At 38.9% G+C, this 19,446-nt stretch carries 15 protein-coding genes; 7 read left to right on the forward strand and 8 right to left on the reverse strand.

What is annotated here, in order from left to right:
- Nucleotides 1–339 precede the first annotated feature (339 nt).
- Nucleotides 340–1,923, reverse strand: coding sequence for a Na+/H+ antiporter (locus HDF25_RS15485; RefSeq protein ID WP_184626327.1), 1,584 nt, complete (start codon nt 1,921–1,923; stop codon nt 340–342).
- Nucleotides 1,924–2,453: 530 nt separating this feature from the next.
- Between HDF25_RS15485 and HDF25_RS15490 the strand changes: the two genes are divergently transcribed.
- From HDF25_RS15490 to HDF25_RS15505, 4 genes are all read left to right on the forward strand, one after another.
- A complete protein-coding gene (locus HDF25_RS15490) occupies nt 2,454–3,596 on the forward strand; it encodes a TlpA disulfide reductase family protein (RefSeq protein WP_184626329.1) in 1,143 nt (380 codons plus the stop codon).
- Nucleotides 3,597–4,034: 438 nt separating this feature from the next.
- Nucleotides 4,035–5,441, forward strand: a complete 1,407-nt coding sequence (locus tag HDF25_RS15495; protein ID WP_184626331.1) for a sensor histidine kinase — start codon at nt 4,035–4,037, stop codon at nt 5,439–5,441.
- Nucleotides 5,410–6,090, forward strand: coding sequence for a response regulator transcription factor (locus tag HDF25_RS15500; RefSeq protein WP_184626333.1), 681 nt, complete (start codon nt 5,410–5,412; stop codon nt 6,088–6,090). Before HDF25_RS15495 ends, HDF25_RS15500 begins: the two co-directional genes overlap by 32 nt.
- 761 nt (nt 6,091–6,851) lie before the next feature.
- Nucleotides 6,852–7,235: a hypothetical protein gene (locus HDF25_RS15505; RefSeq protein WP_184626335.1), complete on the forward strand. Its 384-nt coding sequence runs from the start codon at nt 6,852–6,854 to the stop codon at nt 7,233–7,235.
- 194 nt (nt 7,236–7,429) lie between these two features.
- Here HDF25_RS15505 and HDF25_RS15510 read toward each other — a convergent pair whose 3' ends face one another.
- The 6 genes from HDF25_RS15510 to HDF25_RS15535 form a co-directional block, all read right to left on the reverse strand.
- Nucleotides 7,430–8,824, reverse strand: coding sequence for a c-type cytochrome domain-containing protein (locus HDF25_RS15510; protein ID WP_184626337.1), 1,395 nt, complete (start codon nt 8,822–8,824; stop codon nt 7,430–7,432).
- A 1-nt stretch (nt 8,825) separates the two neighbouring features.
- Complete coding sequence (locus HDF25_RS15515; protein WP_260409384.1) at nt 8,826–9,683, reverse strand: sugar phosphate isomerase/epimerase family protein; 858 nt, start codon at nt 9,681–9,683, stop codon at nt 8,826–8,828.
- A gap of 106 nt (nt 9,684–9,789) precedes the next feature.
- Nucleotides 9,790–11,301, reverse strand: a complete 1,512-nt coding sequence (locus tag HDF25_RS15520) for a DUF1501 domain-containing protein (RefSeq protein ID WP_184626341.1) — start codon at nt 11,299–11,301, stop codon at nt 9,790–9,792.
- 6 nt (nt 11,302–11,307) lie between these two features.
- Nucleotides 11,308–14,046, reverse strand: coding sequence for a DUF1553 domain-containing protein (locus HDF25_RS15525; protein ID WP_184626343.1), 2,739 nt, complete (start codon nt 14,044–14,046; stop codon nt 11,308–11,310).
- Nucleotides 14,047–14,380: 334 nt separating this feature from the next.
- Nucleotides 14,381–14,536, reverse strand: a complete 156-nt coding sequence (locus HDF25_RS15530; protein WP_184626345.1) for a hypothetical protein — start codon at nt 14,534–14,536, stop codon at nt 14,381–14,383.
- A gap of 17 nt (nt 14,537–14,553) precedes the next feature.
- Nucleotides 14,554–14,964, reverse strand: a complete 411-nt coding sequence (locus HDF25_RS15535; RefSeq protein ID WP_184626347.1) for a cupin domain-containing protein — start codon at nt 14,962–14,964, stop codon at nt 14,554–14,556.
- A 329-nt stretch (nt 14,965–15,293) separates the two neighbouring features.
- Between HDF25_RS15535 and HDF25_RS15540 the strand changes: the two genes are divergently transcribed.
- The 3 genes from HDF25_RS15540 (at nt 15,294) to HDF25_RS15550 (ending at nt 17,682) form a co-directional block, all read left to right on the forward strand.
- Entirely contained in the window at nt 15,294–16,367 is a 1,074-nt protein-coding gene (locus HDF25_RS15540; protein ID WP_184626348.1) for a linear amide C-N hydrolase, read from the forward strand.
- Between the two features lie 102 nt (nt 16,368–16,469).
- Nucleotides 16,470–17,132 carry a hypothetical protein gene (locus HDF25_RS15545; protein WP_184626350.1) on the forward strand — a complete coding sequence of 221 codons (663 nt, stop codon included), beginning with the start codon at nt 16,470–16,472 and terminating at the stop codon, nt 17,130–17,132.
- A gap of 4 nt (nt 17,133–17,136) precedes the next feature.
- On the forward strand, nt 17,137–17,682 hold the full coding sequence (locus tag HDF25_RS15550; protein ID WP_184626352.1) for a hypothetical protein: 546 nt from the start codon (nt 17,137–17,139) through the stop codon (nt 17,680–17,682).
- Between the two features lie 107 nt (nt 17,683–17,789).
- On the opposite strand, the gene HDF25_RS15555 is transcribed toward HDF25_RS15550, so the two are convergent.
- Entirely contained in the window at nt 17,790–19,331 is a 1,542-nt protein-coding gene (locus HDF25_RS15555; RefSeq protein ID WP_184626354.1) for a tyrosinase family protein, read from the reverse strand.
- Nucleotides 19,332–19,446 lie beyond the last annotated feature (115 nt).

Raw genomic sequence — 19,446 nt, forward strand, 5'->3', positions numbered from 1 at the left:
TCACGACCAATTATAGTTTGAAGATTATAATTAAAAAATGCAAATCTATGATAATCAGAAACCACGAAAATGGCTAATGGGTAGAATGGCAATAATTATAGGCAGATAAAATAAAAAAGGTGGGCAAAACTTCAGCCCCCCTCCCAACTTAGACTTTAAGAAATTAAACAGTCTATTATTTTGATTTTACTAAAGTACCATCACCTAATACATATACATGATCGGGGGCATTTGAAGATTTATCTAACATGGTCACCTACAAAGAGTCTGTATCTGTCTGAATGATCATTTACATCATTCGGTTTCCCCATTTTCTTAAAATATAACTGGTTATTCTGATTAAATGATCTTCAACCGTTCTTCTTCCAAATCAATCTGGTACAATTGCAACCGAATAATATCTTCGTCAACAGAAGGATCCTTATTGAGTTCTGAAAGATACTGCCGCTGGCTTTCCAGCAATTCGACAAAAATAATTTTTGTCTTTTCATTCATCCAGCTGTCGTCAGCAGCCTTTGCTCTTTCTTCCCAATGTCTTAGCAATTTCTCTATACCTGTATGGCCATCCAACTCGTTGTCATATTTAGTCTTCAGGAACTGATATACATGCTGCTTCAACTCTTTCTTTATTTTTTTTCTGGTCAGCTCTTCGGCTTCTTCATTAAATATTCCTTCAAAAAGGCGAGTATGTTTTATAAGATAAGGAAGCGTAAGTCCCTGTACCAATAGGGTAAGTAATATCACAACAAAGGTGATGAACAATATCAGGCTTCTGTATGGAAAGACAGGGCCATTATCTAAAGTAACCGGAATTGCCAATGCCGCCGCCAGTGACACCACACCACGCATACCTGTCCAGCCAAGCAAGAGTGGCAGCATCCAGCGCCTTCTCCTGGATGGAACATGAGGAATTACACCCGGACGAAAAATAAGTGTAGCAATTAAGGCTGCATAAGAACTGATCATTCTTGCAGCAATAACTACAACTGTTACCAACACACCATAACCTATAGCAATACCTATAGAAATACCTTTTGAATGCAGCCCATCTATAATTTCAGGAAGATCCAGGCCAATAATCAGGAAAACGATACCATTCAGAATAAATACAAAACTCTCCCATACACTCTGCCCTCTGATACGGCTGGTACTATCCAAAAAGATCAACCTTCTTGCAGACATATACAAACCTCCACTTACCACCGCCATAACACCAGAACTATGAAGCTGCTCTGCTATCCAGTACATAAAGTAAGGTTCAATGAGTGTGAGCGCAATATCAGATGGGGCGTCTGTAGGTAAGCGTTTATGTCCCTGTACAAATATCCAACCTAGTAATAAACCAATGCCAACACCGCCAATTACCATCCACAAAAAACTAAGTGTAGCTTCCTCCCAGATAAACTGACCTGTACCTACTGCAACCATTGCAAACCGAAAGATAATTAGTGATGAAGCATCGTTTAGTAAGCTTTCTCCCTCAAGGACAGACGAAGTAGATTTAGGTATTTTTACAAATTTCGTAATGGCTCCGGTACTGATAGCATCCGGTGGCGACACAATGCCTCCCAATAAAAATCCTAATGCAATTGTAAATCCGGGAATAAGATAATTTGTAACCAGAGCTACAGAGAGCGCCGTAAAAAAAACCACCAGAAAGGCAAAACTGCCAATTATACGCCACCACTTTTTCATCTCCTTGAAAGAAACGGACCAGGTCGCTGCAAATAACAGAGGTGGTAGAAATATAAAAAAGATAAGGTCAGGGTCAATTTTCATCAATGGTAGTCCCGGAATAAAACTTACCGATAAGCCTCCCACAACCAATAGAATAGGATAAGCAATTTTAAGTTTGGCTGCCCACATATTTAATAATACAATTGCGGCTACCATCAAGAGAAAAAAAGGTAAAATGATATGCATCAGCTCTTTTATTTCCCAAGATTACAAGTAATTACAATTATTTAAGATACTCACACACCTCTATTTATCAGTATATGTACACCCAAAGTCAGCAATGTCTCAATGTGAGTGCAAGTAAAACCCCTAAATGGCCATTTATATTATAGTTAATCATGACCTTTATTGGAGGGAATAAGTTTAAATCAATTTATTGAATTTCTTATTTTATATAAAAAGATTTACTGTAAACATATATACCCACATATACTTGTTTGTACGACATCAAGATAATAATTCTTTAGCCCACCTTATCTTTGAATAACTAAATTAAAGTTTAGTTAGTTAAGTTAGGTGATAAAAAGACCGGGTAGTCGTTTACCCGGTCTTTACTTTCTCTGTTCTTATTTAGAATAACTCTCTCCTCTTTGAATACGGCACTTTATAACCTGGTGACTTAGCCATTAACTTATCATTAACTTTTGTTTAACCATCCTTCTCTTCTGACATACGCAATTTTGTGTCGGATTATATATCAATTAAATTATATAAAAATGAGAAGAATAAGCTATCTGCTGTTTGCAGTAATGCTGTTGGTCATGCCAGCAGCTTCATTTGCCCAGGGAGGCAATTTTACGGTAAAAGGGAAACTTTACAAGCTGACATTTCCGGCAAGAGTCTATTTGTCATACAAAACAAAAAAAGGCAAAGTACGTGATTCAGTTAATGTCAATAAGGGTGTATTTACCATTAATGGCCAGATCGGGGAAACTACAATGGCCTTTATGTCGATTAGAAGACTAGACGGTAACCCAACTGAAAATAACAATGATACAGAAATTTATCTTGAGCCGGGTACCATTACGGTAACGGGTACTGGTATGCTTACTGAGTCAACAATCAGTGGAGGAGTCGCGAATGCCCTAAACACAGCATTAAAAAAGGTGATAGAACCGATAGATAAAAAACATGATGCTGTGATGAAATCCTATCACGCAATTTTGCCTGTTGAAAGAAGAGAATCGAAAGCAGTACAAGATTCTGTCGACGCCGTCCTTGACCCTTTAAAAAATCAAAAAGACATGGCTTACCTTGATTTCATTAAGGCCAACCCGAATTCACTTGTTAGCCTTTTTGCTATACAAGATTACCAGGGTGCTAAACCAGATGTTGATAAGATCGAGCCATTATTCAATAACTTATCTGCTGACATCAGATCCAGTAGTGCAGGTGTAAGCTATGCTGCCATAATTGAGAGCCTGAAAGCAATTTCCGTGGGGCACCTGGCACCCGATTTTACACAAGCGGATGCGTCAGGTAAGTTAGTATCACTACACGATTTTAGGGGTAAGTACGTATTGGTTGACTTTTGGGCAAGTTGGTGTGTGCCCTGCCGAAAAGAAAATCCGAACGTGGTAGCAAACTTTAATCAATATAAAGACAAAGGTTTCACCGTACTAGGTATCTCTTTAGATCAGCAAAGCACCCGAAGCGCCTGGTTGAAAGCAATCCAGTCTGATCATCTGGCATGGACTCAACTTTCCGATCTCAACGCATGGGGTAACAAAGTAGCACAGTTATATCAGATACATTCCATCCCGCAAAATTTCCTGGTCGGTCCAGATGGTACCATTGTAGCTAAAGACCTGAATGGCGAAGCTTTAGGAATTAAATTAAAAGAGCTCTTGGGTAAATAAACCTGGTCCTCAAATAAAAAACATACTATTCCGCTACTGCAACACGATCAATATGAAACCAATAACTAAACTGAAACATACAGGTTTTGCTGTCTTTGTGTTCTTGATCCTTCCGTGTATCTCCTATGGCCAGGTATCAACAGCAAAATCGAACAAAACATCCCCGTCTATTGTAATATCTACACCAATGTTTACACTTATAACAACTATAGATATTCCTACTAACGCTGTAGTAGCGAACAGTAAAGTGGGTAAGAAGGATGTTAAGGGTAAAATTCAGCATCTAAAACAACAAACCTTTTGGGCGTTTTTTTTTACTGGCATAATTGAGACCTTTTCTATTTTAATGATGCTTTGTATTTTCCCAATGCTGCCATCAATGCTAAGCTAGTTTACCAAATAGGAATAGGATTTTAAGTACCTTTATATGATATATATATGAAAACCAGTTATAAAATCAAGGCGTTACTGATCTCTTGTCTTATTATTGTAAGTACATTGTCGCTTATGCAATTTTACCTGGTAAAAGCCACCTACCAGCTAAAAAAAGAGAAATACAATGACGATCTGAAGATTGCTGCCGGGAAATTTTATGATGTTACCCACAGGAAAACCAAACTAAGCGCTACAATTTGGGCAAATTTGCAAGCTACCATTCAATTGTATATTGAAGGGAAAGTGAGCAGGAAAGATCTCCTCAAAGCAATAATGATAAAGAATGATTCGGTCACAAGGATAGCAAATCAATATTTTAGCAACATATCAGCCAAAACACCACTACTTAAGAATGCAGACTACGTAGAAAGGATCGATGAGGTGATCATCCAGGTAAACGGCAGAAATAGCATTTTGTTGGCGAGATCTGGTAAACCGTATATCTATTTCGGGCATTCTGCTCCGAAGACGGATCTTTTGCTCCTGGGGGGCCAAAGTTTCTCAAATTCAAAATGGTTGGTAAAAATACCCCCTACCAACCGGTTATCATTATGTAAAGTATTTATATTTGGGTCAAGTTATGTGAATACATCCGGATGGAAGCGAGAGCTTTTTGGGCAAATGGCAAGTATTTTTCTGCTGGCGGTTGGTCTGATTGTTGCAGTTATCATATTATTTTATCTGATGTTCAGTGCAATTTTCAGGCAAAAGAAAATAGCTGAGATCCAGACAGATTTTGCCAACAATATTACACACGAACTTAAAACACCTTTAAGTTCCGTCAGCATAATCATAAAAAGTTTGGGTAAACAAGAGGTTCAGGCTAATCCAGTCTTGTTTAATGAGCTATTGCAATCATTATCGCGACAACAGATTAAAATCCAGCAAACAGTTGACAGCGTTTTAGAAAGTGCAACACTAACAGAGCTGAAAATTGAAAAGACATCAATAAATATCTCAACCTGTTTAAATGAATATGCAAAGAGTATTTTTTTAGACACGCATACATTAATAACTGACATCAGCCCTGAAACATTCATCCTTAGAACACACCTCCCTACACTTCAAAATGCACTTAATAATCTTGTAGAGAATGCAGTAAAGTATACCCCAGCGGGTACTACCATTACCTTAAAGGCTTATTCAGGAGATAATTATTATATTGAAGTCATTGACAAGGGCTCCGGTATTGCTATATCGCAGCAAACGATGATATTTAATAAGTTTTATCGTATCTCTGAACAAAACAGACACACCGTTAAAGGACTAGGTCTCGGCTTATATATCAGTAAACATGCTATTGAGCAGTTAGGAGGTCACCTGACACTAAAGAGTGAGCCTGGATCCGGCAGCACATTTATCATTCAATTACCCATAGATGAAAACAAAGGTACTAGTTATAGAGGATGATATTGATCTGGGTAACTTGCTCAGGCAATATCTGGAAATCAATAATTTCGAAGCTCATCGTGTTTATAATGGTGAAGAAGCCAGAATGGAATTAAAGGTCAACGATTATGATATCCTGATTATTGATGTAATGATGCCAAAGGAAGATGGGTTTACATTGGCTGCAAAACTTAAAGTGAGCCACCCGCAACTTCCTTTTTTATTTGTCACTGCCCGTAAACTAAAAGAGGATGTAATACTGGGGCTTAAACTGGGGGCCGACGATTATATCATTAAACCTTTTGATGCAGACGAACTGATTCTGCGCATGCAAAACATACTGAGAAGGATACAGCCACAGCTTACCAATCCAAATGAGATATATCGAATTGGTATCTACAATTTCGATGCAGAGAACCTTAAACTTTCCTCGCCCCTTTCAGAAAAAACACTTACAGAAAAGGAAGGACAATTGCTGAAATATCTTTACGAACATCAAAACCAACTAATTAAAAGGCATGCGATACTGGATTATTTATGGAATAATTCGGATTTCTTTAATGGCAGAAGTATGGATGTTTTCATTACCAGGCTTAGAAAACATCTGATGGAAGACAAAAATGTACAGATTGAAAGCATCCGCGGTGTAGGGTATCGTTTTTATTGTTGATGTTATGAAAATTGATTGCATGTTTTGGGTTACTCAATCCTTGAGAGATCATCTGTATTACAAAAGAATTCGACCCCTCTACTATCTCTTACCTTTGAATTACCGGTCCCATCATCTAACCTGATTACGGTAACTTCTTCAGTTATGGCCTCTTTTAATACTGTTGCAACTCTATTCCGGTGCGGCCTAGACCTTTTAAACTTTGTATTGCTGATACCTGGCACTAATAGTACCTTTTCTCCATTTTGCATATTGCCTTTTAATTGCTTATATATGATGTCCAATTTAGTGTTGCAATATCGAAAGAAGATGCCAGCATACGCATACTCACACATACCTGCTTATACTCATTTATACCATACTAAAATAATAAATTAGCTATTGTTTTAACTTTGAATTGCACTATAACCTTTCACAAAATTGTGCTGAGTTTGCGGTAAAAAGACCGGGGAGTAGATTACCCGGTCTTTATTCTTGGTAGTCCTATTTTTACTTCAACAAATAAGCACTTCCAGAAACATATCTTAAATGCACTGCTGCTGCGTATTTAAAATTATGGCCGATACCTTTTGTCGCATTATAAATAAGAACATGTACATCATCATCAAGCCGACTATCACGGTTTAAATAATCAAGATCATCATCCCCTCCAATACTACCACTCAAATTGGTATTCCCTTTAATGCTCAGACTGTCCTATACTGGGATAAGATATTAAGGTTGATGATGGACAAGAGTGGAAGTTTACAAAACAACCTGCAGTGCTTGCCCCTGTACAGCTTACCAGTGATTACTTACCTAAGGTTGTGAATGCGGCAGGTTTTAGTATTTCTGTACCGGTTACCAAAGCAGGGGTATACTATATACGTATTGCTTCTGTAACTTCGGGTGATTATGGTGGCCCTGTAGGTGGTACTATGGCATACGAAGCATACCAAACATTTACAACTGATGATATAGGTAAGGTTGCACAGATATTTCTCCCTTCTAATAAAGGAAAGTTACTCTTTAATTATGACCTCGCTAATAGAAGCGCTCTATTCACCACTTTATTTACCATAATGCAATATAATGCATATGGGGCGTCACAGGGAGGTGAGATTGTTAGCAAAGTTTCGTGTGTTCCTATAACGTTTAATCGGTAAATTGTAGCCAATCGTTTAAGATTAAATAAATCTGATAAACAAGGTTAAAATAATAACAGCCCCGGAATATACTTCATATCCGGGGCTGTTTGTTTTATGCCAGCTCAGCTTTTGTCAAAGCTGTAAACAGACCAAAAGATCAAATCGACATAATTGAGCTAGAAAAAATCAGGGAATTAAGAGATCCTAAATAATCATAGTGCTTTAACAATTATTGTATCCTGTGCCAATTTCGGTATATTATAATTTCCGATATCCAAACTTACTTTTGGCAATATCTTTTTTATACTGGCCAGATCCGTTTTATTCACGTTAGTTTGGTATAAATAAAGGAACTTCAGGTTTTTTAGATTTTTTAATTGGTTAATCCCTTTTAGGCTAACCTTCGCACCAACCAGACTAAGTGACTGCAACTGATCCAGATCTTTTAACTGTGCTAATCCTGCGTCGGTTACAGCAGTATAATTCAGGTTTAACCTCATTAGTTTCTTACAATCTTTAATTGCAGTTAATGTTTGATCTGTTACCTTCTTATTTTCCAGTTTAAGCCAAATCAGTTGTTTTTCGATTGATTTTATCAACCCCAAAACATCCTTGTCCATTGATGTGGCATTTATAAAATTTGCAGACAAGTAATTAGAATTTTGGGTGACAGGAAAAACAGTGACCCCTGCATCAGCTAATTTTTTCAATACATTGTTATCTGCCATTTTAACTTCTTCCACGGGTAATTCGCTGGTTTTCACTTTTTCAACAGCACCTTCACCTTTTTGTAAACTGGCCAGAACTGGCTTTATATCTTCAGGCTGTGGCAGGTCCTTAAATTTCTTTTTAAAATCGGCCCCACTGTTTATCCACCATTTTAACAGTTTAATTTCGGTTTCGGTAAGCTGTGATTTTTCTTTAGGTGCCATATGCTTCTCATCATTTAAAGGAACCATCAGTCTTTTAACTAACTCACTTTCATCAGCTTTACCTGGCACAATGGTTTTGCCGGTCTTCCCTCCTTTTAAAATATATTCCTGTTGATCTAACCGCAGTTTTCCTTTTTGTTTTTCGCCGCCATGGCAACTATAGCATCTATTTTGAAACAATGGCTGAATTGCGTTCTGATAAACAAATGCTTCTTTCAAATTAGGAATAGCAGGAATGGCTACCCCGCCTTTCACACCCCCCGCTTTTAGTGGTGCAGTTAAATAATCAGCCCCATGCGTTAAAGAGCCCCCCATATGGCCTGTAACAGAAATTAATAAAGCAAGTATTGCAGCAACTGCACCTAGTACAGAATTAGAGCTAACCCTCTTATAAATTGTCCATAAAATCATGGATAAAATTGCAACACTAATACCCATCCATTGGTGATTATTAACCAGCTTACCGTCATAATCACCGCCACCAGCCAGTAAATATCCCGTGATACAAGATACAATAGCACTTAGTGTCCCCAGAAGCAACATGATTGGGATGGCTGGTTTTAGATTAACAAATTTTGTTGTAAATGATAAAAGAATAAAAATACAGGCAAGTAACAAAATCCCAATAGGGAGATGAACAAAAACTGGGTGAAAACGACCAAAAAACTCTAACATTCTATTTGTATCTCTTTCTTAAAAGGTTCATCATATATACATTTATTTCCCATTGATCTGCAAGAGGCTGGCGGGTATAAGGCAAAGTCGGCATATAATCCGCAGGACCAAATTCGGTAAGAATGGTCATTCTTTCCCCTTTTTCTTTTTTATATCCGATTACTTTGTCCCACCAGGCTAAATGTGTTTTTACGGTCTCTTCCCATTCCGGTGCCCTTGGGTCATTTACCTGCGGGCCTTCCGGGTGCCCAATTCTGGAATGAATATGATCTACCCTTTTCAATAAATAATCAACAGTTTCTTTCTGGTCACTCAATAAACTTTCATGAACATTACACCAATGCGAAATATCTAATGTTAGACGCAGCTCAGGGTTTTTCTCTGCAAAATTGCGGGCAATATGAGCAGCAAACATCATTCTTCCCCGATGGGTTTCGTGATAAATGGGAATACCGCTGGTTTTAGTTTTAACCGTCGAATAATCAATCATCATCTTGTTCTGCTCATAAGTGAAATAATCTTTACCCGAATGACAGTTAATATAAAGCGGTTTTTGATAGGTATTAGCGCAAATGGCATCAACGTATTTTTTATAATTAATTAAATGCTGTTTAGGCTCATTGTGATGTCCTGAACATAAAAAACCAATTTGCAAGCCATTATTCTTTACCGCTTCAAAAAGCTCTTTTACGGCTTTAGTATCATCACCAGGCCACCAAACTTCTATGCCATCATAACCTTCTTTTTTTGCAGCTGCGCAAAACTCATCCCGTGTACCTTTAAACCCCCAATCGGTTTGCATAAACAGCAGTTCAAATCCAGCTTTTGCTTTTTTATGCTTCAGCTCGTTTGCGCTCATATTTTGTATTGGGGCTAAAAAAGAGGCCGCAGATACTACTGCTGTATTTTGTATAAATTTCCTTCTGGTCAGGGACATATAATTGAATTAATTCTGAATGATTAGTTTAGGCTACAATCTCTGAAATTACTTTACCAGCTACATCTGTTAATCTGAATGGACGGCCTTGAAACGGATAGGTAAATTGTTCATGATCAAACCCTAACTGATTTAAAATAGTAGCCTGGATATCAAAGGCGTCAACTTTTCCACTTATTGCACTATACCCTATCTCATCTGTTTCTCCATGCGTAAATCCTTTTTTGATACCTCCACCGGCCATCCATATTGTAAATGCCTCTGTATGATGATCTCTCCCTTTAAACGGGTTCTGTATACCATTACGGTTTTCCATCATTGGTGTACGTCCAAATTCACCACCCCAGACCACTAAGGTTTCTTCTAATAAACCGCGTTGTTTTAAATCGAGCAGTAAGGCCGTAATAGGTCTGTCAATACTTCTGCATTTATTTTTCAAACCGATATTAAGGGAGTTATTTGGATTATCGCCATGCGCGTCCCAGCCCCAGTCAAATAATTGCACATAACGTACTCCTTTTTCTACCAATTTGCGGGCAAGCAGTACATTATTTGCGAAACAGGCTTTACCTGGCTGTGTACCATACATTTCATGGATATAGGCAGGTTCGTCATTAATATTCATCACCTCTGGTGCAGATATTTGCATACGATAAGCCATTTCATACTGTGCTATACGCGATAAAATTTCCGGGTCATTATATTCCTGATATTGTTGCTCATTGGCTTTGTTAATTGCTTCAATAGAGGCTTTTCTTAAGCTTCTGTTCATTCCATCCGGGTCCTTTATAAACAGAACCGGATCACCTTCACTCCGACATTGTACCCCCTGATACACTGACGGCAAAAAACCACTTCCCCAAACACTTTTGCCTGCATCAGGAAAACTACCTCCGCTGGTCAGCACTACATATCCAGGTAGATTTTGATTTTCTGAACCTAAGCCATAAGTTACCCAACTTCCCATGCTGGGTCTGCCCAAACGCGGTGAACCTGTATGTACCAGCAATTGCGCCGGTGCATGGTTAAACTGATCAGTTTTTACTGCTTTTAAAAAGCTTACTTCATCTACCATTGTAGAAAAGTGCGGCAAATTATCACTCACAAATGCGCCACACTGCCCGTGTTTAGCAAAATTGGCCTGAGGCCCAAGCATTTTAGGCACACCAGTTATAAAAGCAAATTTTTTCCCCGCCAGTAAAGATGGTGGACAATCTTGCCCATCCATTTTCATCAATTCAGGTTTATAATCAAATAACTCTAGTTGAGATGGCGCCCCTGCCATATGTAAATAAATTACACTCTTAGCCTTACCAAAAAGTGGAGGGGATTTTGGCAATAACGGATGCGCAGGATCATAGGCTATTTTTGTTTGGGGGCTGGAAAAATAATTACCACAGCTGCCCAATAACGAACCCATAGCCAAAGCACCTAATCCCATTGCGCTTTCTTTTAAAAAATGGCGCCGGGAATGCATTCTTGCATAGGTTTCCTGTGCCTCCTTAATTAACCTATGTACATTTAATTCATCCCTTGTCATAATTGATCAGTTCTTGGTAATTACTTCATCCAGATTTAGCATCGCACTGGCCACTAAAACCATTGCCGCCTCTTCCGGTTTATATTTCTTTTGTTTATCACCCATAAATGCTGATACACTAACTGCGTTTTTGTTAAACTCTCCAAAGGCTTTTGTGTACAGATCTTCAAATACCTTTAGCCTGTTTTGTGGAATGGTTTTATACAGGATCATTTCGTATCCCTTTGAAATTTTAGATCTGCTGTTGCTCCCTCCGGTTTTTTCCATACGGATTGCAAGTTTTCTTGCCAGATCAATGTAAACGCTATCATTTAAGGTAACCAATGCCTGTAAAGGTGTATTGGTTCTAATACGTCGTGGACTACAAACTACCCGTGACGCACCATCAAATGCAATAGCTGACGGATATGGAGCGGTTCGTTTCCAATAGGTATAAATTCCTCTCCGATACTGCTCAGTCCCACCACTCAATATCCATTTAGCGCCATTATAAGGTGAAAACCAAATCCCTTCTGGTTGCCAGGGCATTACTGGCGGGCCATACATTTTGTTACTCAGCACACCACAAATGGCTAAACTTTGATCTCTTAGTTGCTCAGCACTTAATCTAATACGGGAGCCACGGGCATAAAACTTATTAAACAGATCTTTTTCTTTTAACTCCTCCGATACCTTACTGTCCTGCCGGTAAGTAGCCATCATTACCAGTTCCCTAAGCATTTTTTTAACGCTCCAGTTGTATTTGTACATAAACTGATAAGCCATAAAATCTAATAATTCCTGATGAGTTGGAGGCATTCCCTGTGTACCCATGTCCTCTAATGTTTCGACCAAACCAGCGCCATATAATTGCTCCCATAACCGGTTAACCATTGTTCTGGAAACCAAAGGGTTTCTTTTATCAGAAAGCCACATGGCCAGGCCCATTCTATTATCAGGTGCATTTTTGGGCATGGCGAAAGCCAAGGAATTAGGTACACCAACTTTTACCTCCTTACCTTTGGATGTCCATGCGCCACGCTCAAATACATAATTCTTACGTCGCATACCTGACGGGTTTTCGACCATAACAGGCGTTGTTGGCATCTGGGCATTCATTAAATCAATGAATGTTTTTTTGTATGTCAGATAATCCGGTTTACCATGACCGGGAAACTGTTTCGTAAAGTAGAACCAATCAAAGTACACCATAAATTCATCTGGATTTTTAACAGAAGTATTGGTATAGCTTAGATATATATCTTTTACCCCACTTTGCTTCGCAAAATCTACTACTACATTTTGATACCCTTTTGTTACAGCTAATTTCCATGATTTTAGAATAGGCCCATTTGGTGAACCCAGATGGAGGCTCATCATCCCATTTGGTTTGCTGCAGTTGTATCGTAAAATCAATTGGTCTACATTTTCAATGTTGACAGCTTTTAACCTTGCAGCTGAGCTGTTTTTAAAAAACAATGCGATGTTATTATTACCAATTACCGAATTCACCAACTGATCTGCCGTAGTAGAGTTGATGGCTGGCTGCCCGGTTTTTAAGAACAAAGCCATTTGATCTGCACGTTCCTGATCAGAAACCGTTTTAACCCAACTCAATAAATGGTTGAGTTGATTTTTAAGACTATCGTTAAAGTTTTTAAACAAAGGATAGTCTCCTGGCACATCTTCATCTCTTGTATTATTAAAATACGACATAAATTTGTAGTATTCATCATGTTTAAAGGGATCATACGGATGACTATGGCATTGTACACAAGAGAAAGTTGTACTCATTAATCCCTCCCAGGTAGCATTGACCCGATCTAAAACTGCTGCTGTCCTAAATTCTTCATTATTGGTCCCCCCCTCATCATTGGTAGGTGTATTTCTACTAAAAGCAGTGGCGATATACTGGGCATCAGTTGGTTTGGGAAACAGATCCCCGGCGATCTGATCAGTAATAAACTTATCGTAAGGCATATCCTGATTGAAGGCTTTAATTACCCAATCGCGATAGCTCCAGATATCCCGGTTATTATCACTCTCATACCCCCTGGTATCTGCATAACGGGCAAGATCCAGCCACATCGATGCCCAGCGTTCCCCAAATCTGGACGAAGCCAATAAGCTATCAACTAATATATTGTAGGATTTTTGTTCGTCTTTACTATTTAAATAAAATTTTGCTAATTTTTCTGAGGGGTAAGTACCGGTCAGATCTAAGCTTACCCTTCTTAATAAAGTAGCTTTATCGGCAGTTTTAGATGGCTTAAGCTTATTTTCTTCCAGTTTTGCGAAGATAAATTTATCTAAATCGTTGCGCACCCAAGCATTATCAACATCTGGCAACTCAACAGGCTTAACACTTACATAAGCCCAATGATTACCCCACTTTACACCCTGCTTTACCCAAAGAGTTAAGATATCAATTTCATCATTATTTAATGCCGGGTGTTTATAGGGCATCCTTTCTTCCGGATCATTAGATTTTATGCGTTTAATAAACTCACTATCATCTGGATTGCCTGGAATAATAGCTGGTTTGCCACTTTTGGTTTTAGCCAGCGCCTCTTCTCTAAACAACACACTAAAGCCACCTTGTTGTTTAACCCCGCCATGGCACGAAATACATTTTTTATTAAGAATGGGCTTAACTTGTGAATTAAAATCAACCTGCTTTTCTGATGAGAAAAGTGAGAACGCAACTAAACCTGCGGTAATCATTGTAAGTCCCAGTACTATTACTATATTTCTTTTTAAGAACATTTAGCCGATTTAGTAGTATAACAGTTTTTATATTTGGATAATATCAAATATAGACTGGGACTTAGGCATATACTAAAACTTATTATGCAACAAGTCAAACTATTTTACCTTAAAATAGCCTTTTAAAATTCTCACTATTGCTTTTTATAATTTAGTGTTCCGGCTTTGTTGAGCTAATTTGAACAATTAAAGCCCAACCATAAATTCTTTAAATTTCGCCACACTTTATCATCCTGCTGCTGTATAGGTGAAAGCTGGTGAAACAGAATCGTCTTATCTTGTCCCGGACACTTCCGCAGATGAACCAGGGCATAGAGTACCATCGGTTTCTGGCTCATATAGCTATACCCCAGCCATCGAGAGAAAGCTGATAAGGAGCCTGCCATGAAGGCACATCAAATACAGGCTTCGTTTGTGAGCTGACTAAATTGCTGTTCAATAGGATAAATAAAATCAGACTACTTTTTAAGGTTAAAAGATGCGTATTCATATTGAATAGTTTTATACTTATTTGAAACTATTGTATTGTTCGTCGGTCACTGGTTCCAGCCAGTCTACTACACCCTTTTCTGTATTGATACCAACAGCATAATGTGTGAACCTGCCATTGGGTGTTGCTCCGTGCCAATGTTTAATTCCCGGCAATACATTTACAACATCGCCAACTTTGATCTCCCGGATCGGCGAACCTTCCTCCTGATAATATCCCACTCCTTCTATTACGATCAGGATCTGGTTACTTGGATGTGTATGCCAGTTATTTCTGCAACCGGCCTCGAATATCACTTCACCAATAGCACAATTTGTAATTTCATCCGGCACTACCCGCATTTTTAACCATGCCGTGCCTGTAAAGTATTGCGCGGCAACAGGGCCAAATCCATCTGGCGCTGTCTTTATTTGCTCTTGATTTTTCATAATTATCTAATCGTTTAAATTCCGAAGTCCGGTCTCGTCTTCATGGATGAATATAACACTTCATATTAACAAAGCAGATAAAGAAATCATAGTGGATACAGCTATAAAATTTCCGTTCACTAATGAACAAGAATTCAAAAAACCATTCAAAGGCAAATAAAGATGGTAACATGAAAAAATAATTAACTGGACGAAATGAATACAAACCTAAAAGATAACAATATATAACTTTAGGTTTATTAAGAGCCTTGCTTTTCATTGGTAAATATAAGATAGGACGCATGGCACTTATAGAACTATAATATCAATTCAATTTAACACAAAAAATTATGTGTACAGGTATTCAACTTAAAACAACAAAAGGTGTCCCGGTATATGCGCGCACCATGGAATTTGGAACCTCTCTCCATTCAAAGATTCTGGTTATCCATCCGGGACATAAGTTCACGGCTATTGGTCCTACCGACGACTATCCGGGAATGTCCTGGACCTCTCAATATGCAATAGTGGGAATTAATGCAATGGATCGGGAAGTAATTGCTGATGGGATGAACTCAGAAGGATTGGCTGTCGGCTCATTTTATCAGCCTGGTTATGCCAGCTATATGGATATTACTTCAGAAAATGCTAAATTATCTCTAAGTTCAATTGATGTTACTACCTGGTTGCTCTCTAGCTGTTCAAACGTAAACGACGTTAAGGAAAAAATCAAAGGCTTACAAATTAATAATGGAATTCCTATAGTTGACGGTAAACAAACCGGTACTACTCCCTATCCCCTACACTATAATATACACGACACATCAGGAAATGCTCTTGTAATTGAATGTATAAATGGTGTCTTATTTTGTTACGATAACCCGATCGGAATATTGACTAACTCACCTACTTTTGACTGGCACCTGACCAACCTTCGAAATTATGTAAACATTTCGCCAGATAACAAACCCGTTACTAACCTGGTGACCAGTAAACAAAAAAACACAGCAACTCCTTTCGGTCAGGGAAGTGGTTTTCTTGGATTACCTGGTGACTTCACCCCACCTTCCCGTTTTATCCGTGCTTTTGCTCTAACTCAGAGTGTACTGCCAGTTGATGAACCATTGGATGCCATTACACAGGCATTCCATATACTCAGTTCTTTTGACATACCCGAAGGCGTAATAAGGGAACATACCCTTGATGAAAATGGTGATCCTATCACGACGTATGACAAAACATTGTGGACAAGCGCATGCGATCTGAAAAACAAAAAGTACTATTTTCATAGCAGAAATAACAGAACGATCCGTATGGTTGATCTCGGAAATTGGAATTTCCATGAAACGGAAGAAGTTACTTCTATGAATATGGAAGACAGTCAGCAAGTTGAACAACTTTATCCGGTAAAAGTTCCTGCTTAAGCTTGAACCAGGGACATTACACAGTTCCATTCTTTTTTCATGAATGGGAACTGTGTAATGTCCTTATAGGAAAATCAGAGTTTATAATTAAAAACTATCCTAATGTTAAAATTTAAAACTTTTTGCTTCTTTACCCTTATTACAATAAGTGGCTGTTCTCCTGGTAAGAAGAAAGACATTTCTTCAAGTCCCAGGGATATGATGACGCTCATTCCAAAGATTGACAAATGGATGCATGACAATAAAAATGACAGCCCGGCTACATGGCTCGGTATGCGCTATCATGGCAAAACCCTTTATGAACCCATTAACCTGATCATCATTGATACCATTTCCCGCTCTGCTAAAGCGTCAGAAGATCTTATCAAACATAGGTTTGCTAATGCAGGGTTTGATACCCGGCAAGGGCACAGCGCCAATTATAAATCAAAAATGGATGATCAGTACTTTGACCAGTTCCCTAAATTGGGCAGCAATGAAGCCTTCTCCAATTATATATGGTCTTTCACCAACGACCATGCCCGTCTTTTTGGTCCTTATCAGAAAGATAGTATCTATTTCTGGACTGGCGCTGCAAGCCGGGAGCTTGGCCTCGCCCACAACTACCTCACTTTTAAGGGTGCCGTGAACGAAATTAAAACACAGCTCGTCAAGTTTTCTTCTGTGAAATCATTGGGACAATACAACCTGAACAATACTCAAAATAATACATCCGATACTACCGGCGACCATGACGGGAAAGCTGAGGTATTACAAATCAAATAATCCTATGAACCGTATAACAAGTTTTTCTCTTGCTATTGCACTATTTTTCTTATCAGGGTTAATAAAAGCACAGGCCCAGAACTCAACTCTTCATGTAGAGATCAGTGGGGCCTTCACGATGAAAAAAGATTTTAATACAGATATCATATGGCGGCAGCTGACCGCTCAGACTAAGATCGATACCAATGCTACTTTTGGGTTCTTCACAGGCAGATCTGCTGCTATACCATTTTATTTTTCCTGCGTTCTGGTTGATATTCCTTCAAAAAAAATCGGCCCTGGTACTTTTTCTGTAGTGGAAGTGAAGAATGATATCCCTACAAGTGACACCATCAAAAAGGGCGGTTTCATTGCCATAAAACTTAACAAAAGGAATGTCGCCCGTCAGGACGAATATATTTCTGTTCCGGGAACCGGAAATACAATTATCATCTTAAGTGTAAACGGGACGGTAGTCAATGGCAGTTTTAATACCTTTATGCAATGCACTAACGATGAGAAGAAAATAATAAATGTCAAAGGCACTTTTAGAATAATTACTAAAAAGTAAATCTCATGAGGGTAAGGAATGGTAATTTCCACATAAAACATTCACAAGATTCAATATCAAAACATCCCCCCACAAACTTTATACTTGCAGGGGGTACGTTCATGACATTATATCGCGTCCATTAGCAGAGACACCGTAACTGTCGGATTGCCAAGCACTTTAAGTGGAACGGTATCCCCATACATTTCTTTATTGTTCGGCTCTACACGTATGCTGAGCTGACCACCTTTTACAACGGATAGTGGTAATCTGAAGTCAAAATGAACTGTTGGTATTTTCATACAATTGGAACACTTTTCTACTTCGTCCGGCTGGAAAAAGACCGATTTATCCAGAACCTTCTCATCTTTGAGCAGATACACCTTGAAAGTACCCGGGATCTTCGTTCTGTCCAGGTCTTCTATGCGTACATTAACCTCCTGATCGTCGGCCGTAAATACACGTGCCATTCCCAGAAACAGGTGTTTATTTGTCTGCGCTTGTGGTAATTTCAAAGTCATAGATTCATACGAGACATCGAAATTTGTAGCCAGGTCTATAGTAAATTCAGCAGTCAGATCATCCCGTTTCAAATTCTGTGCCCATGGATTCATCTTACCCAATGCAGCGTTGGTAAATACCAGGTAACTGGAGCTACTTTTGTTTTTAATGGTTTTCATGAAACCATCAACGGTTTGAGCATCGTTATTGGCCTGCCATATCCACCACATTCTATCCAGATTGCAATGGTAAAACCAAAAGATGGGATCAAACGCTGAAACATTTTGTTGTCCCATGGTATCACCCGTGGCATCATGTCCTGAATCATGCCCCGATATGAAGTCGAGGTTAGGAGTCCCATCAAGCAAACCATTGAAATTGTCCCACCATACTTCTGTCTGCGCATTGGCATAGTACTTCATTACATCAGCATTGAAGTTGTTTAAAATAGTCTGGGCATCATAACGGTTTGTTTGATAACCCGCCTTGTAATTGGGATTTTCACTTCCAGAGACTGTGCCGATATCAATGGGTAAAGTATAAGAACCAAAAGGTGCGTTGTACATCCAGTCGGGCAACAATTCATTAAAGTCCCAATATGGCAACGTTACATCTTCACATCCCTCAATTGAACGCAGGCAATTTTCAAATGCCCACATCTGAACCCTGTGCCAGGGCTGAAAACCAGGATCGTGATGCTGACAGAATGCAAGTGGCAGTCCGTGTATGGCAGCATTCTGGAAATATCCGTTCAGATTATCGGTACCAAGATTCATTATACCAATGAAAGCAGTCTTCAATTTTTCCAGTTCTTCGGTAGTCAGTGAGGTCAGGCTCTTCCTGATTCTGCCTGTTCCAGACATTTTGAACAATGACTTGTTTTGATGTTGTGGTTCTCCTTCAGGGTACCCTGCTTCCATCCAGGTTAGAAAACTGCTTATCATTTCTTTTGACCATGGTGTTCCCGGATCCATCGGCATCCTGCCCTTTGCATCAGGAGGAAGGGATACACGTTGATAAATATCTGGGGCATGGCTCACAACGAATGAATAACTGCTCAGGTCAAATCCCCTGATAGCCCGCATTTTCTCAATATCCAAAGCGGTAAAATAATTTTTAATTTCTCCATGCCATGTAGGAGCCTGGGCAATTTGTGAGATTGTTAACATGGTTTAAATGGTTTTGTTTCAGGTTAAAGTTTTAAAGAGCTCCGCTTTTCTATAAACACCACAACCAGCAGGAGTATCCAGCGTAAAGTTACCCTATAAGGATCAGCCTGACATA

It is taken from the genome of Pedobacter cryoconitis (assembly GCF_014207135.1).
In the GTDB taxonomy this organism is placed as follows: domain Bacteria; phylum Bacteroidota; class Bacteroidia; order Sphingobacteriales; family Sphingobacteriaceae; genus Pedobacter; species Pedobacter cryoconitis_D.

Bases quoted from the DNA above. Each gene is read 5' to 3' on its own strand.
- HDF25_RS15515 (WP_260409384.1), bottom strand. From the start codon at position 9,683: ATGAGCGCAAACGAGCTGAAGCATAAAAAAGCAAAAGCTGGATTTGAA.
- HDF25_RS15520 (WP_184626341.1), bottom strand. From the start codon at position 11,301: ATGACAAGGGATGAATTAAATGTACATAGGTTAATTAAGGAGGCACAG.
- HDF25_RS15510 (WP_184626337.1), bottom strand. From the start codon at position 8,824: ATGTTAGAGTTTTTTGGTCGTTTTCACCCAGTTTTTGTTCATCTCCCT.
- HDF25_RS15530 (WP_184626345.1), bottom strand. From the start codon at position 14,536: ATGAATACGCATCTTTTAACCTTAAAAAGTAGTCTGATTTTATTTATC.
- HDF25_RS15525 (WP_184626343.1), bottom strand. From the start codon at position 14,046: ATGTTCTTAAAAAGAAATATAGTAATAGTACTGGGACTTACAATGATT.
- HDF25_RS15495 (WP_184626331.1), top strand. From the start codon at position 4,035: ATGAAAACCAGTTATAAAATCAAGGCGTTACTGATCTCTTGTCTTATT.
- HDF25_RS15555 (WP_184626354.1), bottom strand. From the start codon at position 19,331: ATGTTAACAATCTCACAAATTGCCCAGGCTCCTACATGGCATGGAGAA.
- HDF25_RS15490 (WP_184626329.1), top strand. From the start codon at position 2,454: ATGAGAAGAATAAGCTATCTGCTGTTTGCAGTAATGCTGTTGGTCATG.
- HDF25_RS15545 (WP_184626350.1), top strand. From the start codon at position 16,470: ATGTTAAAATTTAAAACTTTTTGCTTCTTTACCCTTATTACAATAAGT.
- HDF25_RS15540 (WP_184626348.1), top strand. From the start codon at position 15,294: ATGTGTACAGGTATTCAACTTAAAACAACAAAAGGTGTCCCGGTATAT.
- HDF25_RS15550 (WP_184626352.1), top strand. From the start codon at position 17,137: ATGAACCGTATAACAAGTTTTTCTCTTGCTATTGCACTATTTTTCTTA.
- HDF25_RS15535 (WP_184626347.1), bottom strand. From the start codon at position 14,964: ATGAAAAATCAAGAGCAAATAAAGACAGCGCCAGATGGATTTGGCCCT.
- HDF25_RS15500 (WP_184626333.1), top strand. From the start codon at position 5,410: ATGAAAACAAAGGTACTAGTTATAGAGGATGATATTGATCTGGGTAAC.
- HDF25_RS15485 (WP_184626327.1), bottom strand. From the start codon at position 1,923: ATGCATATCATTTTACCTTTTTTTCTCTTGATGGTAGCCGCAATTGTA.